Here is a 25884-nt window from a genome sequence, read left to right on the forward strand (position 1 = left end):
AGCATGGATCGACCTAGACAATGAAATTAGGCCTCTGAGCCAGGCGTATGCTCTGTTATACTGCCCGGCTAATTGCTTGCACATTCAAGGTCTTAGTTCTATGCAACCCATGTTGAATATCGCCCTGCGCGCCGCGCGCAAGGCCGGTGATCTGGTCGCCCGCGCCGCCGAGCAGATTGACCGCCTGAAAATTGAATCAAAGGGCGAGAATGATTTTGTCACCGAAATCGACCGCAAGGCCGAACAGGAAATCATCTACCACCTCCAAAAAGCCTACCCCGAACACCGCTTCCTCGGTGAAGAAAGCGGCGAAACCGGCAACCCCGACAGCGATTATTTGTGGATTATCGACCCCATCGATGGCACCACTAATTTCGTGCGTGGCATCCCGCACTACTGCATCTCAATCGCCTGCCTTCATCAAGGTCAGATTGAGCACGCCGTTGTATTGGACCCGATCCGTCGCGAAGAATTTACCGCCAGCCGTGGCCGCGGCGCCCAGCTAAATGGTCGTCGAGTCCGCGTGACAATGGCCGCCAGCCTGGAAGGCACCCTGATCGGTACCGGTATTCCGTTTAAGTCGCGCAGTGAACAGCATATCGCTGCTTACATGAAGAGCCTGGAAGCCGTCGCGCGCGAAACCGCGGGAATCCGCCGCGCGGGTTCAGCTGCTCTCGACCTGGCCTATGTTGCGGCGGGTCGCCTGGATGGCTTCTGGGAAATCGGCCTGAGCAAGTGGGATATTGCTGCTGGCGTGCTATTGGTTCGCGAGGCCGGTGGTCTGATTAGCGACTTCCAAGGCGGTGGCAACTATCTGGAGAGCGGCAACATCGTGGCCGCCAATCCGAAGTGCTTAAAAGGCTTGCTGCAGGCAGTAAAGCCGCCGCTTGAGCACATTCGCTAGTCGCTACTAGCCATTTGTAAAAACCAAAAAGGGCGCTACATGCGCCCTTTTTATTTGCCGTAAAAACCGCAATTTTGCTACGGCAATTCGTCCAGCTCGGCGCCCTCTTTCTCCGGCACCATCAAATCCTCTGGACTGATCTTCATTGCCACCAACAAGCTCGCAACAATAAATACCGACGAATAGGTACCCACACCCACACCGACCAGCAATGCCAGTGCAAAGCTATGGATCATTTCACCACCCACCAGCGCCAGAGCCACCAGCACCATTAAGGTGGTACCCGAGGTCACCAACGTACGGCCAAGCGTATCGGTAAGCGAGATATTGACGATATCCACCGGGGAGTATCCGCGCATACCGCGCAGGTTTTCGCGAATCCGGTCGGCAACAACAATGGAGTCATTCAAGGAATAACCAATAACCGCCAGCACAGCCGCCAAGACCGTTAAGTCGAAATCCCAACCGACCAGCGAAAACACCCCCAAGGTGATGACCACATCGTGCGCCAACGCCAATACGGCGCCAAAGGCAAACTTCATCTGGAAGCGCATTGCCACGTAAATCAGCACCACAATCAGCGCCAGCAATACTGCCAGACCACCTTGTTCACGCAGCTCCTCACCGACCTGTGGGCCAACAAACTCGATGCGACGCAGCTCCACATCGTAGGGGCTGTCCGCGCGCAGCGCCGACAACACTTGCTCGCCCAGCGTGGGGCTCAAGCCCTGGGGCAGTCGTACAAGCACATCGGTATCTGAGCCAAAATTGACAACGATGGCACTCTCAAAGCCATTGGCCTCCAGCGTATTGCGCACCTCTTGCAGGGGCACCGATTCTTCATAGATCACTTCGATCAATGTGCCGCCGGTGAAGTCCAAACCGAAGTTCAGCCCCTTCACAGCAATCAACAATATGGAGGCAAGCACGGCCGCCAACGAGAATGCCGCCGCCACTTTGCGGGCACTCATAAAACGGATAAATTTCTTTTCCTCTGACATGGGCCCTTCCTTATATTGCCAGTTTGCTGACACGGCGGCGGCCGTAGATCAGATTCACAATTGCACGCGTTCCCATGATCGCCGTGAACATCGACGTCACAATGCCCAGTGACAGGGTTACGGCAAAGCCGCGTACCGGACCAGTGCCCACCGCATAGAGGATCACCGCCACCAGCAGGGTGGTAATATTGGCGTCCATGATTGTGACAAAGGCTCGGCCATAGCCCGCATTAATGGCGTGCTGCGGCGACGCCCCTTCGGCGATTTCCTCCCGTATTCGCGAGAAGATCAACACATTGGCATCCACCGCCATACCCACGGTGAGGACGATACCCGCAATACCCGGCAGGGTTAGCGTTGCGCCCAGCAGCGACATGGCGCCAACAAGCAACACGATATTAAAGGCCAGCGCCACCACGGCGATAATGCCGAACACGCGGTAGTAAACCAGCATGAATAGCGCTACCGCAGCGAGACCGATCTGCACCGACAACAGGCCTTTGGAGATATTCTCTGCCCCGAGTGATGGGCCTACCGTTCGCTCTTCAACAAAATCGATCGGTGCAGCCAGGGCGCCGGCGCGGAGCAACAGTGCCAATTCAGTGGCCTCACCTGGCGCATCTAGGCCAGTAATACGGAACTGGACGCCCAGCGCATCGCGAATGGTAGCCAGAGAAATGATTTTTTTCTCGTCGTAGGGAACACGAACAACCTGCTCTTCCCCAGCGGCATTGGTTTCATAACGCGTGCGGCTCTTGCGCTCAATAAACAGCACACCCAAACGGCGGTTGATATTGTGGCGGGTAACACGGTGCATCAATGCGCCGCCCTCGCTGTCCAGGGTAATGCTTACCTGAGGCATGCCGTTTTCATCGAAGCTGGCTTGGGCGTTGGCAACACGCTCACCAGTGATCACCACTTCGCGCTCCAACCAGGCGTTGGGCTCACCGCGACCGGGGTTGCGGAAATTAAATTGTTCCCGATCAGAGGGCTCGGCGTCGTAGCGCGCCTCAAGCCGGAACTCCAGGTTCGCCGTTTTACCCAAAATTCGCTTGGCCTCTGCGGTATCCTGAATACCGGGTAATTCCACAACAATGCGGTTGCGCCCCTGGCGCTGAACCAAGGGCTCTGATACACCCAATTCATTGACGCGGTTGCGCAGAGTGGTCAGGTTTTGACCCACGGCGTAGTCTTCAATCTCTTTGCGTTTGGTTTCAGAAAGCAGCGCCTCGAGATAAAACGCCTCCTCCCCTTCCGGGGCTGAAACGCGCTGGGCGGTAAGCTCGGTATATTCCTTGCGAATCACACTTAAGGCTTTGTCGCGATTTTCTTCACTGCTGAATTTACCGCGAATAATGCCCTGCTCACCCAAACGCACAAAGCCGCGAATACGCTCTTCACGCAGCTTCTTTTTAATGCCAGTACTGTAATGCTCCAGGCGGGTAGCAATGGCGGCGTCGGTGTCGACTTCAAGCAAAAAGTGCACACCACCACTGAGGTCAAGCCCCAGCTTCATTGCGCCGGCCCCGAGTCCGCTCAGCCAGTCAGGGGTGTTTGAGGCCATATTGAGGGCGACCACATAGCCATCACCCAAAGCGCGCTGAATTAATTTCTGCGCGTGGAGCTGGTCGTCAGCATGGCGGAGCCGCACCAAACCACTTTTGCCAGTGGTGTCCGCTTCAGCACCGAAATGGTCGATATCGGCCGCCGTCAACGCCGCCGTGATTTTATCGATTTCCCGGGCAGAAATTTGCGTACCGCTGCTTTCACCAGAGATCTGTACCGCAGGGTCTGGCCGGTACAAATTCGGCGAGGCATACAGCAAACCAATCCCCAGAACCGCCACGATAAGCAGGTTCTTCCACAGGGGGTATTTATTGAGCATTGTTATCCACCAAAAACCACCGCAACGGCGGTATCCATTTTTATAAATTTGATCGCCGGCTAGTCAACCCACACCCGCGCATTGCGGAACATACGCATCCAACCGCTATCTTCACCCTGATCTGCAGGTGCCCAGCTGTTGGTAACGCTGCGGAATACGCGCTCCGGATGCGGCATCATAATGGTCACACGGCCGTCATTGGAGCTCACGCCGGTAATACCCTGGGGCGAACCATTGGGGTTCGCCGGATACTGCTCGGTAAGCTCGCCGGCGTTATTCACATAGCGCAGTGCGACATTCCCCGACGACGCCATCGCCTGAAGCTGCTCAGCTTTCGCAAACTCAGCACGCCCTTCGCCGTGCGCCACCGCTACCGGCAGGCGCGAACCGGCCATACCGCTTAACAATATGGAGGGCGATTCGGGAATTTCAACCATCGCCACCCGCGCCTCAAACTGTTCTGAGCGGTTGCGCACAAAATGCGGCCAGTGCTCAGCGCCAGGAATCAGCGAGTGCAAATTCGACATCATCTGACAGCCGTTACACACGCCCAGCGCGAAGCTGTCTTGGCGGTTGAAAAACTGCTGGAACACATCCCGCGCGCGGGCATTGAACAAAATGCTCTTCGCCCAGCCTTCGCCGGCACCCAGCACATCGCCGTAGGAGAAGCCGCCACAAGCCGCCAAGCCTTTAAACTCGGCAAGATCAAGGCGACCGCTAAGAATGTCACTCATGTGAACATCGACAGCAGCAAAGCCTGCGCGGTCAAAGGCCGCGGCCATTTCCATTTGGCCATTGACGCCCTGCTCACGCAGCACCGCCAGCTTGGGCCGCTCACCTCGCTGAATATAGGGCGCGGCGATGTCTTGCTGAGGATCGAAACTGAGATCGACAAATAAGCCGGTGTCGTCCTCGCGCAAGGCGTCAAATTCCTGCTCGGCGCACTCGGGGTTATCGCGCAGGGCCTGCATACGGTAGCTCAACTCCGCCCAGCGGCGGTGCAGCGCCAACCGGTCTGCCAGCAGAATCTCGTCGCCGTTTAGCGACACCTTAATCTGGCTGCCCAGAACAGGCACACCAATATCCTGAACCAAATCACTGAGGCCGTAATCGGCAAACAGCGCCATCACCGCCGCCAAATCACTGCGGCGCACCTGAATCACGGCGCCCGCTTCTTCGGCAAACAGCTCAGCTTGCGGCGTCGCAGAACCTTGCAGCGCAATATCCAAACCGCAGTGTCCGGCGAAGGCCATTTCCAACAGGGTAATCAGCAAACCGCCATCAGAGCGATCGTGGTAAGCCAGAATATGGCCTGATTCCAATAAGGCCTGGGTGGCATTGAAGAAGGCTTTCAACAGTGCGGGATCATCGATATCCGGCGCATCATTGCCCAGCTCGCCGCAAACTTGCGCCAGGCAAGACCCGGCCATGCGGCGTTGCCCGGCGCCCAGATCAATGGCCAGCAGCACGCTGTCCTGCTTGGCATCCAGGACCGGCGTCACCGTCTTGCGCACGTCGACCACCGGTGCAAAAGCGGAAATTACCAGCGACATCGGCGCGGTAACGGCCTTGTCTTCGCCGTCGTCCTGCCATGCGGTGCGCATCGACATACTGTCTTTACCCACGGGGATAGTCAGCCCCAAGGCTGGGCAAAACTCCATGCCAACCGCTTGCACTGTGTCGTACAGGCGCGCGTCCTCGTCGCCGTGACCCGCTGCGCACATCCAGTTTGCTGAGAGTTTGATATCCGACAACTGGGCAATTCGCGTCGCGGCAATATTGGTGATCGCTTCCGCCACCGCCATGCGACCCGATGCCGGCGCATTCACCAGGGCCAGCGGCGTGCGCTCGCCCATCGACATCGCCTCACCCGCGGTGCTGTCGTAACTCACCGTGGTCACCGCGCAGTCGGCCACAGGCACCTGCCAGGGGCCAACCATTTGGTCTCGATGAACCATGCCGGTAACCGAGCGGTCGCCGATGGTAATCAGGAAGTTTTTGCTGGCAATCGCTGGCAAGCACAGCAGACGGTCCAGCGACTCTTCAACACTCAGCGCACAGTCAAAAGCGGGCTGAACCACGTCACTGCGCTGCGCTTCGCGGTGCATTTTCGGGGGTTTGCCGAACAGTACCGACATCGGCAAATCAACGGGATTGTTGTCAAAGTGACGGTCGCCGACGCGCAGTGTTTTCTCTTCGGTCGATTCGCCCACGACCGCATACGGGGCGCGTTCGCGCTCGCAAATGCTTTCGAAGGTCGCCAGGTTTTCCGGCGCAATGGCAATAACATAGCGCTCCTGAGACTCGTTACACCAAATCTCCAATGGCGACATACCCGGCTCGTCATTGGGGACTTCGCGCAGCTCAAAATTACCGCCGCAGCCACCGTCTTTCACCAGCTCAGGGAAGGCGTTGGACAGGCCGCCAGCGCCCACATCGTGAATAAAGGCGATGGGGTTATTCTCGCCAAGCGCCCAGCAGCGGTCGATCACCTCTTGGCAACGACGCTCTATTTCGGGGTTTTGACGCTGCACAGAAGCGAAGTCCAGATCGGCACTGGAGGAGCCAGAACTCATCGACGAGGCCGCACCACCGCCCAGGCCAATCAACATTGCCGGGCCACCCAGGGCGATCAGCTTGTAACCGGCTGGGAATTCGTCTTTGACAACATGCTCGGCCTTAATATTGCCGTATCCGCCCGCCAACATAATCGGCTTGTGATAGCCGCGACGCTCTTCGCCCTCCGCGGTAACAATATTCTGCTCGTAACTGCGGAAATAGCCGCACAAGTTAGGGCGGCCAAATTCATTGTTGAATGCCGCGCCACCAATTGGGCCCTCAATCATAATATCCAGGGCCGAGACAATGCGCTCTGGCTTGCCGTAATCCTGCTCCCACGCCTGCTCAAAGCCGGGCACCTGCAAGTTAGACACGGTAAAACCAGTCAGGCCGACTTTGGGCTTGGAGCCACGCCCCACCGCACCCTCATCGCGAATCTCGCCGCCCGCACCGGTGCCGGCACCGGAGAACGGCGCAATCGCCGTGGGGTGATTGTGCGTCTCCACCTTCATTAGCAGGTGAATATCTTCGTGATGGAATTGGTACTCCGCCGTTACCGGGTCAGGATAAAAACGCCCACCGGGGCTACCCACCACAACCGCGGCATTATCCGAGTAGGCACTGAGTACATTCTCGCCGCCCAATTGGTTGGTGTTTTTGATCATCGCGAACAGCGACTTGTCTTGCGGCTTGCCGTCAATCGTCCAACTCGCGTTGAAAATTTTGTGACGGCAGTGCTCAGAGTTGGCCTGTGCGAACATCATCAGCTCAACATCGCTGGGGTTGCGCTGCAGTTCTTTGAAGCTATCGACCAAGTAGTCAATCTCATCCTCGGCCAACGCTAGACCCAGCTCGGCATTCGCCGCCACCAGAGCATCGCGCCCACCGGCGAGCACATCTACGCGCTGCATCGGCTTGGGGGAATGCTGACTAAACAATTGCGCGGCGGCGGGCACCGAGTCTAAAACCACTTCCACCATCCGGTCGTGAATAGCCGCCGACACTGCCGCGCGCTGGCTTTCACTGAGCGGTTGCGCACTTTCCAGCCGGTAGAGAACGCCTCGCTCCAGGCGGCGCAGCGTCGTCAAGCCGCTGATATGGGCAATATCACTGGCCTTGCTCGACCAGGGCGATATCGTGCCCGGGCGCGGCACAACAAAAAATTCACTGCCGCTTAATTCAGCCGGCGCCGCGCCTGAGCCGGGCCCATACTGCAGCAATTGCTCAAGTATTGTCTGCTGTTCATGACTGAGTTCACCCTCCACGTCGGCCAAGTGCACAAACTGCGCACTGAGCGCCTGTAGCTCCGGAATCGCGGTGCGCAGGGTGTTCAGCAGTTTTTCAATACGGAATTCAGAAAGCGCCGCAGCGCCGGGAACGATCAGCATGCAGGTCTAGAACCTCGGTCGACGGGAATAAAGGCCGACATTGTACAGGAATCGCAAGGGAAAATTCAGGCTTATGGTGTGAACTCTGCAAGCCCGATACAATGATTAAATAATTCTGCGGAGCACAGCGATTGAGGAACACAAAAAACAGTCATTCGTGGCCCTTTCGACGCCTGGGCGTCTGGCTACTACTGCTGTTTTGCGGCGCGTGCTCTCCCCCGCAAGATGCCCTGGACACCATCCGCGAGGAAGGCGTTTTGCGCGTATTGACCCGCAACGGCCCGACCACCTACTACGAGAGCCAGGGCAACCCCAGCGGTTTTGAATACCATTTGGTTAAAGATTTCGCCGACTACCTGAATGTCGAGCTGGAAATGATCCCGGTGGTCAGCCTGGACGAGCTATTTGAAAACCTCCACGAAGGTCGCGCCAATCTCGCCGCAGCTGGACTCAGCATTACCCCGGAGCGCAGCGCCGCACTGCAATTCGGCCCCAGCTACATGAGCGTAAAGCAGCTATTTATCTATAACCGCACGCTTACTGACAAGCCCGCCGATTACGCCGCCCTGCCCGACTTGCGCATTCGCGTGCTCGGCAACAGCTCACACGCCGAAGTGCTGCGGGAGTTGCGCGAGCAGTACCCGTCATTAACGTGGAGCGAAAGCCGCGACCAGGAAACCATCGACCTACTTGAGCAACTGCAGCAAGGTGAGATTGATATCACCATGGTCGATGCCAACGAATTTCACGCAAACCGGGCCTTCTATCCAGACTTCCGAATCGCCATGAGCGCGGGCAAACCGGGCAAGCTGGCCTGGGCACTTAGCAAAAATGCAGACAACACCGCGCTGCAGCAAGCGCTTGAAACATTCTTCGAAGAGATCAAGGCAAACGGCGAACTGGACCGGCTGATCGATCGCTTTTTTACCTTTAATGAGCGCCAGTCGTTTATTCGCACGCAGACCTTTCTCAAGATGAAGGAGCAGCGCCTACCCAACTATAAAGGCCTGATCGAGCAGGTCGCCATAGAATACGATATGGACTGGCGCTTTCTCGCCGCCATCAGCTACCAGGAATCCTTCTGGAACCCCAAAGCAAAATCCCCAACCGGGGTGAGGGGCATGATGATGCTCACCCGCCCCACGGCCAAAGAGTTGGGCGTGGACAATCGCCTGGACCCACTACAGAGCCTGCGTGGCGGCGCGCGCTACTACAAAAAACTGTATACCCGTCTGCCCAGCGGCATCGAGCCGCCGGACCGCAGCTGGTTTGCGCTGGCAGCCTACAACATTGGTCTGGGACACCTGGAAGATGCCCGCATTCTCACCGAAAAAAGCGGCGGCAATCCCAATCTATGGAGCGATGTAAAAGAAACCCTGCCACTACTGCGACAACGAAAGTGGTACAAACAAACCCGCTATGGCTATGCCCGGGGCGATGAGCCGGTGCGTTATGTGGAGAATATACGCCGCTATTATTCCCTGTTGACCTGGGACGAACTGAATCGCTACCGCGTGCCGCCGCCGCGTATTGTCTCCGACTATTTACCGGAATCGCTGAACCGGGGTTTGGACGCGCTCTAAGCCGTAGCGATCAGGCTCCCCCTGAAGAAAGAACGCTCACACAAAAAAGCCGGCATATGCCGGCTTTTTATCGAACGAGATTGATACGCGTCGACTAGCAGCCCTTCCACTGCGGAGGACGCTTTTCGGCAAAGGCAGTCGCGCCTTCAATAGCGTCCTTGCTGGCAAAGACTGGCAATGCGATATCATTTTGTTTTTTGAACATGTCTTCCGATGACCACTCTTCCGACTCGTTCATAATCTGCTTACTGGCCAATACCGCCATCGGCCCGTTGGCAGCAATTTTATCGGCCAGCTCGCGCGCTGCAGCCAGCGCCGTCCCCGCCTCTACCACGCGGTTTATCAGGCCAAGGTCATAGGCTCGCTGAGCGTCGATGGCATCGCCGGTCAGGGCCAACTCCATCGCCACCCGGCGAGGAATTTGCCGTGGCAGTTTTAACAAGCCACCCGCCCCGGCAACCAGCCCGCGCTTAACCTCGGGAATACCAAACTTGGCGTTACCGGCGCTCACGATCATGTCGCAGCTAATCGCCAGCTCAAAACCGCCCGCCAACGCGAAGCCCTCAACAGCGGCGATAAGCGGCTTGCGCGGCGGCGCTTCAACAAGCCCGGCAAAGCCTCGGCCTTCAATAATGGGCAACTCGCCGGTGACGAAGGCTTTCAGGTCCATACCGGAACAAAAGGTTCCCTCGGCGCCAGTGAGAATCGCAGCACGAATTTCATCATTGCTGTCCAGCTCTTCCATCGCGGCGGCAATCCCTTTGGCAACGGCCAAATTGACCGAATTTTTTGCCTCAGGGCGATTGATGGTGATCAGCATCACCCCGTCTTCAACCGCAACGATAACTTCATTGGCCATAATCCACTCCTTTTCCTTTCCTTGCTACATACGGGTTTTCGTTATTTTCCTTTAAATACCGGCTGGCGCTTTTCCAAAAAGGCGCCGATGGCCTCCGCCGCGTCTTCACTGCCAAGGCAGGTGTTTTGCGACCGCGCTTCCGACATAAACGTTTGCTGAAAACTCTGCGACGCCGCGCCGCGCAGCAGCGCCTTGGTCTCGCGCAGTGCGATCGGCGCTCGCTCGGCCAGCGCTGCCGCCCACGACTGTGCGTCGCCCAAAACCTTATCGGCGGCCACCAGCTTGTTCACCAAACCGAGCTCCAGGCACTGGGCCGCATCCAAGCGCCCACCTTCAGCAATAAAGGCAAAGGCGCGTTGATAGCCCATGCCGCGCAATAAATTCCAGCTGGCACCGCCATCGGGCACCAGGCCAATATTGGTAAATGCCATCACCATGCTGCCGCTGTCGGCCATCACCGACAGGTCGCAGTGCATGGCCAGCGCCGCGCCGATACCAGCCATCACGCCGGGCACTGCCGCAATAACCGTCTGCTCCATTGAAGCGATCATCGTGAAAATAGGCAGGTACTCATCGAGCAGTTGTCGCTCAACACTCTGACCGGGGCCTGGGCCTTCAGACAAGTCTGCACCCGAGGAAAACCCGCGCCCCTGAGCGCCAAGCACCACCACGCGTATGGCACTGTCCTGGCTGACCTCTTGCAACGCTGCCAGCAAGTCACTGCGCATTTCACGGGTAAAGGCATTGAGCGAGTCGGGGCGATTTAGAAGGATGGTGGCTACCGCTCCCTCGCTGCTCAACATTACGGTTTGTCGGTCTGTCATGAATTTCTCCTGATAGGGCTGGGGCCGCCATCGTTGCGACCCACAGCACTCACGCCCCCTGCTCTGCCACCTGAACGCCCATTTGCGCCAAGGGGGCAGTCATACCACCCAGCTGTTTTGCCTTGTCGTTGGAGGCATTGCCATCGAGAGCGCGTTTATAAACACCCTGCAAAATGGCACTGAGGCGAAAGAATGAAAAGGCCAGGTAGAATACCCAATCATCAATGGCACTGATACCGCGGCGCTCACAGTAGCGGCGCACATAGTCTTTTTCGCTGGGAATACCCAGTGCTTCGCGGTCCACATCCCCCAAGCCGGGAATTGCGGCACTGCCAGGCAAGCGCCACTGCATGCACTGGTAGGCGAGGTCTGCATAGGGGTGGCCCAGGGTCGATAGCTCCCAATCCAGCAGCGCGATAATATCGGTGCCGCCCTTGGCGAACATCATATTGTCCAGCCGGAAATCGCCGTGCACCAAACACACCTGGCCGTCATCCTCGGGCAAATTCGCCTCCAGATAACTGATGAGGGTTTCCACCGGCTCCAGGCGCTGGGTTTCACTGGCCCGATACTGCTTGGTCCAGCGGTCCAGTTGCCGGGCAAAATAGTTGCCGGGTTTGCCGTAACCGGATAACCCCACAGCCTCGACATCGACATTGTGCAAATCGGCGAGGAGCTGATTCATATTGTCGTACATCGCGCTGCGACGCTTAGGGTCGAGCTCCGGCAGCGCGGCGTTCCAGTATATGTCGCCGTCGAGGTAGTCCATCAAATAAAACATGGAGCCAATCACCTGCTCATCCTCGCAGAGAATACGCATGGTGGGCACAGGCACCTTGCTGCCGGCCAACGCCGACATCACCCTAAACTCGCGATCCACGGCGTGTGCAGATTTAAGCAGCTTCCCCGGCGGCTTGCGGCGCAACACATAGGCACCACTTGCCGCATCTATGCGGTAGGTGGGGTTGGACTGCCCACCGGGAAATTTTTCTGCGGTAAGTGGCCCGGAAAACCCATCGATGGATGTTTCCAGATAGGCGCATAGCGCGTCGGTATCGAGATCAAAAGCTGCCATATTCCCTCCTTTTTATGCCTCACCGCTAAAGCGGTTGATAATCTGCTTACCCAGCGCCATCTGGTGTACCTGATCCGGACCGTCGGCCTGACGACACCAGCGCGCATAGTTAAAGGCCTCTGCCATCATATAGTCTTCGGTAAAACCGCCCGCACCGTGCAATTGCATGCAGCGATCGATCACCGTTTGCACCAGCAAGGGCACCGTGGTTTTCGTTGCGGCAATCATATCCACCGTCGCCATGGGCCCCTGCTCGTCGATCAGTTTGCAGGTTTTTAAAATTAGCAGGCGCGCCATTTCTATTTCAGAGAAGCTGCGCGAAATATCCTCGCGAACCGACTGATGGCGGCTCAGCGTGCGCCCAAAGGTGCTTCGTGACACCGCGCGCTGACAGGCCAGCTCCAGGGAGCGTTGGGCGGCGCCGATCAACCGCATACAGTGATGCATACGCCCGGGCGCTAGGCGCCCCTGGGCAATTTCAAAGCCGCGCCCCTCACCGAGCAAGACATTTTCCAGCGGTACACGCACATTGTTAAAACGCATCTCGGCGTGTCCAACTGGCGCATCATCGTAACCGAAGGTTGTCAGCGGGCGAATAATCTCCATACCCGGCGTGCCTTTGGGCACCAGCACTTGTGTCTGCTGCTTGTGTCGGCTGGGGTTATCGGGATCAGATTTACCCATCACAATAAAAATTTGGGTACGCTCGTTCATCGCCCCGGTAATAAACCACTTGCGACCATTGAGCACCCATTCGTCGCCGTCTTTTTCGATGCGCAGCTCAATATTGGTCGCATCACTGGACGCTACCTGCGGCTCCGTCATGGCGTAGGACGAGCGAATATCCCCTGCCAACAGCGGCGTTAACCAGCGTTCCCGCTGCGCATCAGTGGCGTATTTCATAAATACTTCCATATTGCCGGTGTCCGGCGCGCTGCAGTTAAAAACTTCTGCCGCCCACAGCACTCGTCCCATTTCCTCACACAACGGGGCGTAGTCCAGAAAGCTCAAGCCGCCGCACTCGCTGTATTGGCCGTACTCTTCCGGCACAAACAAATTCCATAGCCCGGCCGCTTTGGCCTTGGCTTTAAGCTCGTCCATCAGCGGCATCGGCGCATAGCGATTACTGGCCTCGGCCAGCTGCTCGGCGTAGGCCTTCTCATTCGGGTAAATATGCGCGTCCATAAAGTCTTTTAAACGCGCCAGCAGATCTTGCGCTTTAGCAGAGGGTCGTAAATCCATAATATTCTCCTTGGGCCGCAGCCCTGGCCAATGCGGTGTAGGTAATTAGGTATAGGTAATTAAGTGGCGGTCCTGCGGGCGCTCCAAATGGGGAACGCCATTGAAACTGTTTAACTGATAGTGGCCCGCCTTGCAGAAGTACTGACTGACGCCGGTATTTTTCGCCTGCAAATTTAACTGGATCATGGTGTTTACATCCAAGGTGAGCACCTCGCGCAATATCGCACTGCTCGCCCCACCGGAGGTCACCACCAATACGCGGCCGCGCTGACTGCCAATTTCCGTCATGGTGTCTCGCACCCGCTGTTCAAACTGTTGCCAGCTTTCGCTGACGCCCGCTATTTCATCCCGGCTCCATGCCAGCAGTGCGCGGCGCAGTAGACGGTAAAAGTCGCGGGCGTCGTTCAGATCGATGTCTTCGTCGAGGCTGGGTAAATACGCATCAACCAAGGAGTGGAAGTCATATTCATTCAACCCCGGTAATACCGTGGCCTCGGGTGTCGTGGCCAACACATCCTTCACGCCTGCCAGCGTTTCGCGGTGGCGGCGCATACTGCCGGTATAGACCGCATCAAAATGCAGGTCGCGGCCGTGGCAGTACTCACCCAGCAAACGCGACTGCTCCCAGCCAACCTCGGTTAGGCGGTCGTAGTCATCGGTGCCAAAGGCTGCCTGACCATGCCGCACGACATACACTTCGCTCATATCGCCTCCTGAACATCTAAACGAAGTCTACCCAGCCGATAATAATTAAAGAAATTTATTTTTATTATCGGTTATCATCACCGAAACTTATAGCAAGGTGAGCGGTATGAACCTCTCTCGCATCGACCTAAACTTATTCATCGTCTTTGATGCCATCTACACCCACCACAGTCTCACACGCGCGGCGGGTGTTTTACATGTCACCCAGCCCGCCGTTAGCAATGCACTCACGCGGCTGCGCAACACCCTCGACGACCCATTGTTCGTGCGCAGCCCGCAGGGCATGAGCCCGACACCGCTGGCTCGGCAGCTGATCACGCCGATCCGCGACGCCTTGCAGGGTCTGGAACAGTGCGTACAAACCCGCCAGCAATTCGATGCCGCAACGGCAAAACAAACGCTGCGCCTGCATACCACCGAGCAGGCCGAAATCTTCCTACTCCCTCGCCTGTTGGAACGGCTGGCCAAACACGCGCCCGGCATCAACCTGGAAGTGGAATTTATGCGCCGACGGGAAATCCCACTGGCACTGGCGGCAGGCGAGCTGCAGCTCGCGATTGATGCGCCGCTGATCAACCACAGCGAACTAGTATCGAAACCCCTTCGCCGCGACCACTACGTTTGCGTGATGCGCCGCGACCATCCGCTCGCCAAACACGAGCTGAGTCTGGAGGACTTTCTGGCCGCGCGTCATATTCACATCTCCAGTCGCAGCCGCGGCTCCGGGCATATCGATCTGGCGCTGCGCAGCCTTGGTCACCAACGGCGTATCGCCCTGCGCCTGCAACACTACTCCAGCCTGCCATCCCTGCTGGCGCGCAGCGATGACCTTGCAGCTATTCCCCAGAGCCTGGCCCAACTCGGCCCCTGGCACAGCAAGCCCCTGCCCTTCGACTGCGCCGCCTTGGAATTGCATATGTTCTGGCACAAAAATGCCGACCACGAACCCAGCATTAACTGGCTGCGGGAACAGCTTGTGCAGTGTTGCGAAGAATTAGAGAAAGAGCTGCCGGAGAACGCCGGCAGCTCATCGTCGGCTTAGGCGAAGGTCTCGCCTTTTTCAGCCTTATCGAGCAGGACTTGCGGTGCAGCGAAGCGCTCGCCGTAGCGGCTTTCCAGCTCGGCCAAACGCGTGGCAAAGGCTTTCAAGCCGTAGGTGTTCACGTACTGCAAAACACCCCCGGTGTGAGGCGGGAAACCAATGCCCATAATCGAGCCGATATTGGCATCCGCCACTTGGTTCACCACGTTTTCTTCGTAGCAGCGCAGCGACTCGACAATCTGCCTAAACAGCAAGCGGTCTTTAATATCGTCTACGGGCAGGTCCACCTCGGGCTTGTGGTACAGCGAGTAAAGCTCCGACCACAACTGCTTTTCGCCACCCTCTGGGTAGTCGTAGTAACCGCCGCCATGAGCGCGACCGCCGCGGCCGTATTCATTCAGCATTTTGCTGGCAATGCGGTAGCTGGCCGTTTCTCCGGCAAACTTGTCGCCGAGGCGCTCGTCCAGTTCGCGATTCGTTTCGCTCACCTTCACCGCCAATTGCTGGCTCACTTCGTCTTGCACGGCGAGCGGGCCAACCGGCATACCCACAGCGCGACCCAGGTTTTCGATCAATACCGGATCAACACCTTCTTCAATGAGTTGCGCCCCTTCCTCGATATAGGTAGCGAATACGCGCGAGGTAAAGAAGCCACGCGAGTCGTTGACCACAATCGGCGTTTTGCGAATCTGCTGAGCGTAGTCAAACGCGCGCGCCAGGGTTTCATCAGAGGTCTGCTCACCGGTAATAATTTCCACCAGTGGCATCTTGTCGACGGGCGAGAAGAAGTGAATACCGATGAAGTTCTCCGGGCGTTTTGCCGGCTCTGCCAGCAGGGTAATAGGCAGGGTTGAGGTGTTTGAGCCCCACACGCCGTTTTCAGCCAGCTTGCCCTGCAGCTCTTCTGTGATCTTATGTTTGAGATCAACGTTTTCAAACACCGCCTCAATAATCAGGTCACAGCCTTCGAGCAGGTCGGCATTATCAGTAGGGGTAATCAAGCCCAGCACTGATGCTTTTTTCTCTTCGGTCATGCGTCCACGGGCAACACGCTTGGTCAGCAGTGTATCGCTGTAGGCCTTACCCTTATCCGCTGCATCCTGGCTGATATCTTTAAGGATGACTTCAATGCCAGCCATAGCCGACACATAGGCGATCCCCTGCCCCATCATACCGGCGCCGAGAATACCGACTTTCTTCACGGCGGTTTTCTCGATGCCTGCCGGACGACTGCCGCCGCCGTTCACCTGATTCATTTGCAGGAAGAAGCTCATCAGGTTTTTGGCAACTGGCGTGGTCACCAAGCCAACAAAAACCCGCGCCTCAATTTCCATTGCGGTGTCGAAGTCGACACGCAGAGCATCGGCAATCACGTCCAAAATCTTAACGGGCGCTGGCACCAAGCCCCGCGTTTTCTGGAACAGCATGGGGTTGGCACCCTGCAACATTTGGGTGATCTTGGGGTTCTTGGCGTTGCCACCAGGAATTTTGAAGCCCTTCACATCCCAGGGGTTCATCGCCTCTGGGTTGGCTTTGATCCACGCCTTGGCTTTGCTGATCATGCTTGGCACGTCGTCAGCCAGCTCTTCAACCAAACCGGCTTCCAGTGCTTTCTTGGCATTAAAGCGGGTGCCTTCCAGCAGCGGCATAATGGCGCGCTCAACGCCAAACTTGTTCACCATGCGCACGATACCGCCACCGCCAGGCAGCAGACCAAGGCTCACTTCCGGCAGGCCCACTTGTACGGCCTTGCTGTCGAGTGCAACGCGGTGGTGACAGGCCAGACAAATCTCGTAACCGCCGCCGAGCGCCGCACCGTTAATAGCCGCCACAACCGGGCGACCCAGTTTCTCCATGCGGCGCAGCATGCCTTTGATTTTGAGGTTCATCTCAAACATTTCTGCCTCGCCCTCACCGGGCTTCAGGCTGAGCATGCTTTTGATATCACCACCCGCAAAGAAACTGCTTTTTGCAGACGTGAGCACCACACCGGCAATGGATTCGCGCTCCGCTTCCAGGCGGTCGATCGTCTCGCCCATCAATGCTACATATTCATCGTTCATCGCATTGACCGGACCGCTCATGTCCATAGTCACCGTTACGATGTTGTCGCTATCTTTTTCGTAGTTGAATGTTCCAGTCATCGGACTTACCTATTCTGTTAAATCTGAAAAATGCAGGGCTGCGCGCTTACACTCGCTCAACAATCGTTGCGATACCCATACCGCCGCCCACACACAAGGTCACCAAGCCAAAACGCTGCTGACGACGCTCCAGTTCATCCAGCACTGTGCTGATCAGCATGGCACCGGTCGCGCCCAGGGGGTGGCCCATCGCAATAGCGCCACCGTTTACATTGATCTTTTCCCAGGGGGCTTGCGTGTCTTTTTGGAAGCGCATCGCCACTGACGCAAACGCTTCGTTGATTTCAAACAGGTCGATCTGATCGATCGTCATACCGGCTTTTTCCAGTACCTTAAATGTGGCGGGGCCGGGGCCCGTCAACATAATGGTGGGCTCGGTTCCGGTAACCGCTGTTGCCACTACACGGCCGCGGGGTTTCAAGCCCAGTTTTGCGCCGGCCGCTTCGCTGCCGATCAATACCGCAGCTGCGCCGTCGACAATACCTGAGGAGTTACCCGCATGGTGAACGTGATTAATACGCGCAACGTGGGGGTATTTGCTCAAGGCAATATCGTCAAAACCCATGCCGCCAAGCATCTCAAAAGAGGGCTTCAGTTTGCTCAGGCTTTCTACGGTGGTGCCCGGCTTGATAAAGTCGTCGCGCTGCAAGATGACCATGCCGTTGCCGTCTTTCACCGGAATCACCGAGCCGTCAAAGTAACCGGCCTCGCGGGCCGCCGCTGCGCGCTCTTGTGAGCGAACCGCAAAGGCGTCAACGTCTTCGCGGCTAAAGCCTTCCATTGTCGCAATCAAATCTGCGCCCACACCCTGGGGAACAAACGCGGTATCTGATGCGGTTTGCGGGTCTTCACCCCAGGCGCCGCCGTTAGCACCCATCGGCACGCGCGACATGCTTTCCACGCCACCGGCAACCACAAGCTCTTCCCAGCCCGAGGCAATCTTCATCGCCGCCAGGTTTACGGCCTCAAGGCCAGATGCGCAGAAGCGGTCCAGCTGAACACCGGCCACTGACTCATCCCAGCCCGCCTTCATCACCGCGGTTTTCGCAATACAGGAACCCTGCTCACCCACTGGCGTTACACAGCCCATGACTACGTCATCCACCAGGGCGGTATCTAAACCGTGGCGGTCACGCAGGCCGTTTAGCAGGCCAGCAAGAAGATCGACGGGCTTCACCTGACTCAGGGGCGAACCCATTTTGCCTTTGGCACGCGGTGTTCTTACCGCGTCGTAGATAAAAGCACTGTTGCTCATGATGGTTCTCTCACTTTGCATGAAAATCGTGCACCAAAGATTGGACGCGGGGGGCCGCCTGAACAATGATCTGCTGTGACAGACGATAGACATTTTCTTACAGGTCGACGTAGACTGGCGCGCCAAGACAAAAGAATGACGGAGCGCCACAGTAGTGAGTGTCAGTGACCACCGCACGATTTCTGCCGCCTTTGTGCGGGCCATCGGTGCGCGCCAGCCCCTGTCGGCAAACCAACAATCGGCACTGCTCGCCGAGTGCGATATCCCGGAAAGCGTACTCACTAGCGACCGCGCTCGCGTGCGCCCGATTCAATTTGCCCGCCTGCTTGAAGCGGTCACTCAACTCAGTGGCGACGAGTCACTCGGCTACAACAAACACCCTCAGCGCCCCGGCACGATGACGGCGCTAATGCGTTTTGCCCATAACAGCGATGACCTTTTGCAGGCCTTTGAACGCCACATCGAACTCTTCAACCTTTTCGACAGCGGCTATAAAGTGAGTTTGCAGCAACGGGACAACTATGCCTTTTATCGGCTTGAACCTGAGGCTGGCTATGAGCTTGCGCCGTGGACCTGCGAACAGCATATGATGATGCACCACCGCTATTTTTGCTGGTTGTGTGGCACGCGCCTGCCCCTGCTTCGGGTCAACCTTCACTACCCACCACCGCGTCATCGCGACGAATACCACTACCTGTTTCACACCGAAACACGCTTCAACCAGCCCCATGCCGACTTCGTATTTGCTCGTAGACTGCTGAGTCTGCCCGTAGTGCGCAGCAATACCGAGCTAGAGGATTACCTACAGCGGGTACCCTATGAACTGCTGCATATGCCCGACCAAGAAGGCAGCTATACCGAGCAGATCCGGCGCTATTTGAGGAAGTCACTGCCGCAGCTCCCCAACTACGAACACATTGCCGAGGCACTCGGCATCGGCGCGCAAACATTGCGGCGACGGCTCGCCCAAGAAGGCTGCGACTACCGCCAGCTCAAGCACGAATTACTGCGCGACCTCGCCATCGACTTACTCGCCGACCCGGAGCTGGATATCAAAAGTATTTCTTATCAACTAGGCTTTTCTGAGCCCAGTGCCTTTATCCGCTCTTTCAAAAAATGGACCGGCAGCAGCCCCGGCGAGTACCGACGCAACAACACAATTAGCACCGAGCAAGACACAGTCAAATCGCTGCCATAACAGGCTGGCAAAACGCGCTGAGGCGTTTTACATTGATAGCCGCGAGCAAATAATACCGATAACACGCCAAGGAGCTCCGGCTATGAAGATTCACCAGTTCGTCGACTATCACGCGCGGGTGCGTGCTAGCAGCGACTGCATCATTTACCAAGACACCGTCCTCAGCTACAGCGACATTACCGAGCAATCTCACCGCATGGCTGCAGGGTTACTGGCGCGGGGCATTCAACCCGGCGACCGCATCGCCATCATGTGTCAAAACTGTCCGGACTTTCTCACCGTGCTGCTGGCCTGCAGCCGCATTGGCGCGGTGTTATGTGCGGTAAATTACCGCCTTGCCCCCGAAGAAATTCGCTACGTTGTGCAAGACAGCGAAGCAAAATTACTGATTGTTGCCGACGAGGAGCTGGCCACCTTGAGCGACGCTGTGCAACAGGCCCAGCCCGAGCTGAATATTCTGGCCAGCCACAACCAAAGCTGGACCGATTGGCTGTCCTCGCTGAGTGATGCTGGCGAGGTCGACAACAGCAGCGACAGCTCGGCAGCGCTACTACAGCTCTACACCAGCGGCACCACCGGCCGCCCCAAAGGGGTGGTGCTCAGTCAGCGAAACATCTTGTCGCTGTACTGCATGACCAGCGCGTCCTGGGAGGTGAAATCCGGGCCTGGCGGCCGCGATCTCGTTAGCGCGCCCAACTTCCATATCGGCGGCGCAGGTACACTGATCTTGCCGGTGTTATCCGGCGCCAGCGTGGTACTGCACAAGACCTTCGACCCCTTTAAAATCGCAGAAGACCTTGAGCGTTATAAAATCGAAAACACCTTTATGGTTCCGGCGATGATCATGGCGCTGATCCATATGGTGCCCGACCTGCGCCAACGAGACTTCAGCCACCTGCGGCAAATTGTGTACGGCGCCTCGCCCATCAACAGCGCACTGTTGCAGGCGGCGATGGACGTCTTCGACTGCGACTTCTATCAGGTATACGGCATGACCGAGACCTGCGGCGCTGTCGTGTCACTCTCGGCAGACGACCACCGCCGCGCAGCGAACGACGCCCCCGAACTGCTGGCCTCCTGCGGCCGCCCCCAAGCCGGCGTTGACGTAAAAGTGGTCGATCGCGACGGCAACCCACTGCCGAATGGGGAAACCGGCGAGCTACTGATACGCAGCGACGCCAACATGGTGGAATACTACAACCGCCCCGATGCCACCGCCGAAACCCTGGCCGGCGGCTGGGTGCACACCGGTGACTCCGCAGTGATCGACGAACACGGCTATATTTTCCTGCGAGACCGCATTAAAGACATGATTATTAGCGGCGGCGAAAATATCTATCCTATCGAGATCGAAAACGCACTCAGCCAACACCCGGCCGTGGCCGATGTTGCCGTGGTGGGCATTCCCTGTGAAACCTTTGGCGAAACGCCACTGGCCTGTGTGGTGCTGACCGAAGGCAGGCAGCTAAACGAAGCGGAGATGATCGAGTTCTTACGCAATGACCTGGCAGGCTACAAGATCCCACGCCAGCTCAAAGTGTTTACCGAACTGCCGAGAAACCCAACCGGGAAAATTCTGAAAAAAGTGCTGCGCGAACCCTACTGGGAAAATAAGGAACGGGCGATTAACTAACGCCGGGCTTAAAATAAAGGTGAGCTGGCGCAGTTACCCACCGCGACAGCTCAGCCTTCACCCCTCAAAACGCAAACAACCTACGACTCAGCAACAATGTAGGTCAACATCTCCACTACCTGCTCAGGCGTCGTCGCCCAGGCATATGCTGCGGCATCCACCTCTTTCAATGGGTGAATAATCTCCTCACCATGCAGCGTGATATAAGGCTTACCCTTCGCCGCGCAATACCCCGCGTCAAAGGCCGCGTTCCACTGCTTATACTTATCGCCAAAGCGGATTACCGCGATATCGCACTGCTTGATCAGCGTGGATATCCGCATCGCATTCACCTTTGCCGACTTGTGATCGCGCCAAAAGCTGTTCTCCTCCGCGCCCAACACATCACCCGCGGCATCACTGGCCTCATGATTCGTCACCGCCGACGAAAACGTAATACCACTACCCTTGCAGCCAGCAATAATTTGCTCGCGCCAGTCTGTATGGATTTCGCCGGAAAGATAGACATTCAATTTCATGTTAAAAGCCCTGGAGATCGATTTAGAGAAATGGGGTGATACGCAAAAGAAGCGCGAATGGTATCGGAATCTGGGCTGACCAGCCAAGCGCCATCAACAAACCGATGGCCGCCTTACAGTTACTTCGGCTTTTCCTCGTTCGCCAGCATGGTTAGGTATTTGGCAAAACGCCGCTGCCGCGTTTCCGGCTTTTTCGCACTCATCAAACCGTAGGCAATCACAAAACGACTCGCCTTATTCAGCGTATCAAAAAACGACTTCGCCTTCGGTTCACCTTCAAGCGCCGCCAGAAAATCCTCCGGCACCGTCATCTCACTCACTGCATAGGCATTTTCCCAACGTCCATCTGCCTGCGCCGCGCGAACATGTACCAGGCCCGGTTCCCGCATTCGACCCTCGTCGATCAAACGCTCCACATGCGCCCGGTTCCGCTTCGACCAACTGCTGCGCGCCTTGCGCGGCGTAATCCGCTGAAGATATGCCTGCTCATCAAGCGACTTCTTTACCCCGTCGATCCATCCCCAACACAAGGCCTCAATCACCACCTCATCCCAGGTCACACTAGTCACTGCCGACTGCTTCTTAAAAATCTTTACCCACAACTCACTCTCGCTGGCATGATTTACCTCAAGCCAGGCAGCAAATTGCTTTGGTGTTGGAAACATTTTTATTCGTGATGGGTCAACTTCTGGCATTTAATGACGTTCTCTTAATTTACCGCCGCGCTCTGCAGCGAATTTGGAGCGTAGCTAAAAATTTGTCCGACAGTAGCGCCTTGTTATACGCATTCTTACTCATGACACGACCTCCATCATTTCTTGGTAGTGTTTTTCATCTAATTCATGTATCCAGTCAAAAATATCTGAAATCACAGTAACGCCTTCACCAATCAGGTTTTCAACAAAATCCTCATTAGTTTCGATAAGATCGTTATGTGAATACTCATTAATGAACTTCCGAATCTTTTCTTTCCCTTCGTCTTCAGGGTTCTGGCTTGCTGAAACAGCCGTATTAAACAAGTTGGCAAAATTCCCCCGATTCTTTGGGAACTTGAAAGATAAGAATGACTCAAGTAGTTTTCGGGCCAAATTGGCGGCAAGAAAATGATCATCAGTTTCAAGCGCCTGTTGATTTTTTAATGAATGCAGCCGGGAAAATATGTAATGGTATTCCGAGTTATATAAGGTCAATGCTGCTTCGGCGTCTGCATAAGTTGAAGTTCGTGGTACTTCGTTATTTGACTTAACAACATAAAAATTAGCAATATTCTGGTTGTCGCGCTTATTCTTCCTTGAAATCCAATCACGAACCAATTTGAAGAACGTGAAGTTATGGGTAAAAACAAACAATTGCTTTGCTTTATCACAGTTCTTTTTCATAAATGAATAGGCATGAAAAAGGTGATTGGAGTCGAAACTTGAAATTGGGTCATCCACAACAACAATAGTGTCTTCAATATTGTTGTCATTTTCTTTCAACTTGGTTATGAAGTAGACGAAAGCAATAGCTGTTTTTTCACCTTCACTTAAATTTCCGTCAACCTGTTCTGAGTTGTTCCGAAGTATTTCATACCCTTTTTTAACAGGATTGAACCGAAGGGTTAATTCACTACGACCAAGAAATTTATGAAGTGACTCATTAAACTGATCAGCACCAACGCCTTCATTTGATAGTGAATCTTCAAGTTTTCGGATTTCAGCATTTCTAGTGTCAATCGTTGCTTTTAGTGTCCCATTTGCTGTTTTTCGATCAACCACTTCTTTCTTCTTATCGTGATAACCGAATGACTTCACTTCAGTAGTTGCATAGTGAAGTTCGAGTTGCTTTTTAGCTTTGTCAGTTTCTTCTTTAAAATTCCCTGACTTGTGATTGTGCTTCTCAACGGCAGCACCAATAGCGGTCATGGCATCGTTAAACGCCTTCACTGATGATTCACTGATAACTTCAACCGTGAGACCTGTTTCAAGCGGATTAGCTGTCTTATCCTTCAATACATCGTGCCAGACCGTTATTTCTTCGTTCAGGCCTGTAATTGCTTTTCTTAACGCTGTACATGCTTCGTTGTACCCATTTTTGAATTCGTCGTAAAAATCACTTGCTGCGGGTAGCGTTGGGGATTGAATATATTGACTGGCAAGCCAACCGTCAGCACTTTCAAGCCGAGTTTGAAAGGCTTTGTAATCGTCATTAAAGTGCGCTTCAAGCTGTTTGGTACGCTCCTCTGTGATGGTGTTACCACAAAATTCACACTGGTTTGTATCGTGGCGCTTATGAAGGTCAAGACCCGATTCAACCCAAGACTTTATGTCACCGTGGTCAACAAGCCGCTGAATAGTTTGACTAACTACGCTAGTTTTTAAAAGATCATCTAGACGTTCTTTAGCTTTTCTGAAAGTTTCTTGATTAATAGCGTGCTTATTAAAGGTTATCGGTGACTTTTGATCAGGCTTGGCAGCGTTGGTCAATTCAACAATTTTTTGATCATCAAGAAGCGGAGCGTCTGACTTGCTTACTTCAAGGTTGTCGTTGATAAATTTTTCAAATTTCCTTTTATCGTAATTAAGATAGTAACGGTCTGTAGTATCGATTGACTGAAGGCTGGTTTTCATGTGCCGTGCGCTATCAGTTCCAAACTTTGAAATAGCGCTATCAAGTATTCTTATTGCCTCAGCTTCTATGCTGTGTGCTTTACTATCCGCTTCCTGTTCTTTTTTTAGCTTTTCTAGCTTTTCACGTTCTTCAATTTTTTCTTTATCAACAAGCAATATGCTTTTTACAACGCTATCCCATGAAATGTTTTCTTCAATAAAATCATGGTTAAAGGTGTATATGTTCAGGTCAGAATTCGCCACGTTCGCTTGTGTAATTAGCGCACCATTATCAACGCTTACAGTGAATTCTGAAAAAGGAAATTTACTTGAAACGGTGCTATTTTCTACACATCGAAACACACCTGAAAGCGTAGATTTTCCACTTCCATTCCATCCATAGAACAAATTGTATTTTCCGAAGTCTTTAGCGTAAGCGTTCGTGTGATTTTGAAAAATACCGAACTTCTTTAATTTCTGTATATTGTCTATTGACATAGCATCCCTGACCTAAACTCACTCCGTTCTAGTTTTGCGTATAACGCCCACATAAAAGGCAGAGCGTCAGCGACGTCCAGCGCAACGTAGTGGAGCGATTTTTGATGTGCTTGTCATGAGTTACTTGCACGATAGTAACTCCATTATTATTAAAGACGCCCATAGGATAATAAATGCCATTGAAAGCAACTCCATCATGAAACTCACTGACGGTTTTTTTAGTACTAATTTGTCAAGAATCTTCCTGATGCCAGCGTGATTACTAAACTCGATGGTTTCGTCTACGTCTTTTTTGATTTCTTCCCAACTCGATGAAAATAGCCTAATTTCAGGGCTTAGTGATTCTTCTGCTATGTGTAGCCGCCTTTCCCAGCGAGACTGCCAAAATTTTCCGCCCACATTAACAAGAAGCCACAATATTGCGGCTGTAAGACCAAAAATACCAAGTGGTAGCTGGTGATCATTTCCCGCTTTTAAAAAGAACCCTGCGGCTACAGCTGTATTCAACACAAGAAAGTAGTTTGAGCGCTTCCAAAACAGCTCGATCTCCATATTCCTTGTATCGAGAGCAATTTTATAGATTTCTGTTTTGCTCGATGAGTCTGGATTATTTTCTGGGCTATCCGTCATTTACATTCCTTGAGGTGACTCATAACAGCCTGTTTATGAGGCCAACTGGCCTCATAATGAATATTATCGGGCGGCCATCTATCACTCAGCAGCATCCGCCCAGTGAGCGCCTTGTCTACAGAGGAAGTGGTGAGAGATTTGGGGAATTGACACACCGTTCCTTCGGTAGCGGGGCAGCACATCCATCACTGCGTTAAGCACTTAAGATAAATTTGTAGGATGCTTGAGGCAAGCATTTTCACCAAACGCTAACGTGGCACCCGCTCCCCCTCAGCACTGCCGAGCACGGCGGGAGCTGTGTGGGAATTGCGCGAGGACTGTTTGAGCGAAGCGAGTTCCGCAGCGCCCGCACA

General features: G+C 54.8%; 19 protein-coding genes. 5 read left to right on the top strand and 14 right to left on the bottom strand.

Annotated features, from left to right (window positions below; all coding sequences use genetic code 11):
- The first annotated feature begins 100 nt into the window (after positions 1–100).
- Entirely contained in the window at positions 101–904 is an 804-nt protein-coding gene (gene suhB / locus B3K78_RS12825) for an inositol-1-monophosphatase (protein ID WP_204995802.1), read from the top strand.
- Positions 905–981: 77 nt separating this feature from the next.
- On the opposite strand, the gene secF is transcribed toward suhB, so the two are convergent.
- From secF to purL, 3 genes are read right to left on the bottom strand one after another with little or no spacing between them, the layout of a single operon-like run.
- Positions 982–1905 carry a protein translocase subunit SecF gene (gene secF / locus B3K78_RS12830; RefSeq protein WP_286695754.1) on the bottom strand — a complete coding sequence of 308 codons (924 nt, stop codon included), beginning with the start codon at positions 1903–1905 and terminating at the stop codon, positions 982–984.
- A gap of 10 nt (positions 1906–1915) precedes the next feature.
- On the bottom strand, positions 1916–3790 hold the full coding sequence (secD, locus tag B3K78_RS12835) for a protein translocase subunit SecD (protein ID WP_204995804.1): 1875 nt from the start codon (positions 3788–3790) through the stop codon (positions 1916–1918).
- 59 nt (positions 3791–3849) lie between these two features.
- On the bottom strand, positions 3850–7737 hold the full coding sequence (purL, locus tag B3K78_RS12840) for a phosphoribosylformylglycinamidine synthase (protein WP_286695755.1): 3888 nt from the start codon (positions 7735–7737) through the stop codon (positions 3850–3852).
- 131 nt (positions 7738–7868) lie between these two features.
- Here purL and mltF point away from each other — a divergent pair, with 131 nt between their 5' ends.
- Entirely contained in the window at positions 7869–9320 is a 1452-nt protein-coding gene (gene mltF, locus B3K78_RS12845) for a membrane-bound lytic murein transglycosylase MltF (RefSeq protein ID WP_286695756.1), read from the top strand.
- 94 nt (positions 9321–9414) lie between these two features.
- On the opposite strand, the gene B3K78_RS12850 is transcribed toward mltF, so the two are convergent.
- The 5 genes from B3K78_RS12850 to B3K78_RS12870 are packed head-to-tail and all read right to left on the bottom strand — an operon-like array spanning position 9415 to position 14025.
- Positions 9415–10179 (bottom strand): crotonase/enoyl-CoA hydratase family protein, encoded by a 765-nt coding sequence (locus tag B3K78_RS12850; RefSeq protein WP_286695757.1) that lies wholly within the window; start codon positions 10177–10179, stop codon positions 9415–9417.
- A 41-nt stretch (positions 10180–10220) separates the two neighbouring features.
- Positions 10221–11003 (bottom strand): enoyl-CoA hydratase/isomerase family protein, encoded by a 783-nt coding sequence (locus B3K78_RS12855; protein WP_286695758.1) that lies wholly within the window; start codon positions 11001–11003, stop codon positions 10221–10223.
- 49 nt (positions 11004–11052) lie between these two features.
- Positions 11053–12078, bottom strand: a complete 1026-nt coding sequence (locus B3K78_RS12860; protein WP_286695759.1) for a phosphotransferase family protein — start codon at positions 12076–12078, stop codon at positions 11053–11055.
- Positions 12079–12090: 12 nt separating this feature from the next.
- A complete protein-coding gene (locus B3K78_RS12865) occupies positions 12091–13320 on the bottom strand; it encodes an acyl-CoA dehydrogenase family protein (RefSeq protein ID WP_286695760.1) in 1230 nt (409 codons plus the stop codon).
- Between the two features lie 45 nt (positions 13321–13365).
- The gene (locus B3K78_RS12870; protein WP_286695761.1) at positions 13366–14025 is read right to left on the bottom strand and encodes a histidine phosphatase family protein; all 660 of its coding nucleotides are present in this window, start codon (positions 14023–14025) and stop codon (positions 13366–13368) included.
- Positions 14026–14131: 106 nt separating this feature from the next.
- Between B3K78_RS12870 and B3K78_RS12875 the strand changes: the two genes are divergently transcribed.
- Positions 14132–15067, top strand: coding sequence for a LysR family transcriptional regulator (locus B3K78_RS12875; RefSeq protein ID WP_286695762.1), 936 nt, complete (start codon positions 14132–14134; stop codon positions 15065–15067).
- Here B3K78_RS12875 and B3K78_RS12880 read toward each other — a convergent pair.
- Positions 15064–17211 (bottom strand): 3-hydroxyacyl-CoA dehydrogenase NAD-binding domain-containing protein, encoded by a 2148-nt coding sequence (locus B3K78_RS12880; protein WP_286695763.1) that lies wholly within the window; start codon positions 17209–17211, stop codon positions 15064–15066. The genes B3K78_RS12875 and B3K78_RS12880 overlap by 4 nt on opposite strands.
- Before the next feature lie 46 nt (positions 17212–17257).
- Positions 17258–18466 (bottom strand): acetyl-CoA C-acetyltransferase, encoded by a 1209-nt coding sequence (locus B3K78_RS12885; RefSeq protein WP_027875006.1) that lies wholly within the window; start codon positions 18464–18466, stop codon positions 17258–17260.
- Positions 18467–18620: 154 nt separating this feature from the next.
- On the opposite strand from B3K78_RS12885, the gene B3K78_RS12890 reads away from it, so the two are divergent.
- On the top strand, positions 18621–19664 hold the full coding sequence (locus B3K78_RS12890) for an AraC family transcriptional regulator (RefSeq protein ID WP_286695764.1): 1044 nt from the start codon (positions 18621–18623) through the stop codon (positions 19662–19664).
- Between the two features lie 82 nt (positions 19665–19746).
- Positions 19747–21297: a long-chain-fatty-acid--CoA ligase gene (locus tag B3K78_RS12895; RefSeq protein ID WP_286695765.1), complete on the top strand. Its 1551-nt coding sequence runs from the start codon at positions 19747–19749 to the stop codon at positions 21295–21297.
- An 80-nt stretch (positions 21298–21377) separates the two neighbouring features.
- Here the strand turns inward: B3K78_RS12895 and B3K78_RS12900 are convergent, their stop codons facing one another.
- The 4 genes from B3K78_RS12900 to B3K78_RS12915 form a co-directional block, all read right to left on the bottom strand.
- A complete protein-coding gene (locus B3K78_RS12900) occupies positions 21378–21815 on the bottom strand; it encodes a YtoQ family protein (protein WP_286695766.1) in 438 nt (145 codons plus the stop codon).
- A 119-nt stretch (positions 21816–21934) separates the two neighbouring features.
- Positions 21935–22480, bottom strand: coding sequence for a YdeI/OmpD-associated family protein (locus B3K78_RS12905; protein ID WP_286695767.1), 546 nt, complete (start codon positions 22478–22480; stop codon positions 21935–21937).
- A gap of 129 nt (positions 22481–22609) precedes the next feature.
- Positions 22610–24901 (bottom strand): AAA family ATPase, encoded by a 2292-nt coding sequence (locus B3K78_RS12910; RefSeq protein WP_286695768.1) that lies wholly within the window; start codon positions 24899–24901, stop codon positions 22610–22612.
- A gap of 120 nt (positions 24902–25021) precedes the next feature.
- A complete protein-coding gene (locus B3K78_RS12915) occupies positions 25022–25531 on the bottom strand; it encodes a RipA family octameric membrane protein (protein WP_286695769.1) in 510 nt (169 codons plus the stop codon).
- Positions 25532–25884: the final 353 nt, after the last annotated feature.

The organism is Spongiibacter sp. UBA1325, assembly GCF_002306875.1.
GTDB classification, from domain to species: domain Bacteria; phylum Pseudomonadota; class Gammaproteobacteria; order Pseudomonadales; family Spongiibacteraceae; genus Spongiibacter; species Spongiibacter marinus.

Bases quoted from the DNA above. Each gene is read 5' to 3' on its own strand.
- B3K78_RS12905 (WP_286695767.1), bottom strand. From the start codon at position 22,480: ATGTTTCCAACACCAAAGCAATTTGCTGCCTGGCTTGAGGTAAATCAT.
- B3K78_RS12850 (WP_286695757.1), bottom strand. From the start codon at position 10,179: ATGGCCAATGAAGTTATCGTTGCGGTTGAAGACGGGGTGATGCTGATC.
- purL (WP_286695755.1), bottom strand. From the start codon at position 7,737: ATGCTGATCGTTCCCGGCGCTGCGGCGCTTTCTGAATTCCGTATTGAA.
- secF (WP_286695754.1), bottom strand. From the start codon at position 1,905: ATGTCAGAGGAAAAGAAATTTATCCGTTTTATGAGTGCCCGCAAAGTG.
- B3K78_RS12880 (WP_286695763.1), bottom strand. From the start codon at position 17,211: ATGACTGGAACATTCAACTACGAAAAAGATAGCGACAACATCGTAACG.
- B3K78_RS12885 (WP_027875006.1), bottom strand. From the start codon at position 18,466: ATGAGCAACAGTGCTTTTATCTACGACGCGGTAAGAACACCGCGTGCC.
- B3K78_RS12855 (WP_286695758.1), bottom strand. From the start codon at position 11,003: ATGACAGACCGACAAACCGTAATGTTGAGCAGCGAGGGAGCGGTAGCC.
- secD (WP_204995804.1), bottom strand. From the start codon at position 3,790: ATGCTCAATAAATACCCCCTGTGGAAGAACCTGCTTATCGTGGCGGTT.
- B3K78_RS12860 (WP_286695759.1), bottom strand. From the start codon at position 12,078: ATGGCAGCTTTTGATCTCGATACCGACGCGCTATGCGCCTATCTGGAA.
- B3K78_RS12900 (WP_286695766.1), bottom strand. From the start codon at position 21,815: ATGAAATTGAATGTCTATCTTTCCGGCGAAATCCATACAGACTGGCGC.
- B3K78_RS12870 (WP_286695761.1), bottom strand. From the start codon at position 14,025: ATGAGCGAAGTGTATGTCGTGCGGCATGGTCAGGCAGCCTTTGGCACC.
- B3K78_RS12865 (WP_286695760.1), bottom strand. From the start codon at position 13,320: ATGGATTTACGACCCTCTGCTAAAGCGCAAGATCTGCTGGCGCGTTTA.
- B3K78_RS12910 (WP_286695768.1), bottom strand. From the start codon at position 24,901: ATGTCAATAGACAATATACAGAAATTAAAGAAGTTCGGTATTTTTCAA.
- suhB (WP_204995802.1), top strand. From the start codon at position 101: ATGCAACCCATGTTGAATATCGCCCTGCGCGCCGCGCGCAAGGCCGGT.
- B3K78_RS12915 (WP_286695769.1), bottom strand. From the start codon at position 25,531: ATGACGGATAGCCCAGAAAATAATCCAGACTCATCGAGCAAAACAGAA.
- B3K78_RS12875 (WP_286695762.1), top strand. From the start codon at position 14,132: ATGAACCTCTCTCGCATCGACCTAAACTTATTCATCGTCTTTGATGCC.
- B3K78_RS12895 (WP_286695765.1), top strand. From the start codon at position 19,747: ATGAAGATTCACCAGTTCGTCGACTATCACGCGCGGGTGCGTGCTAGC.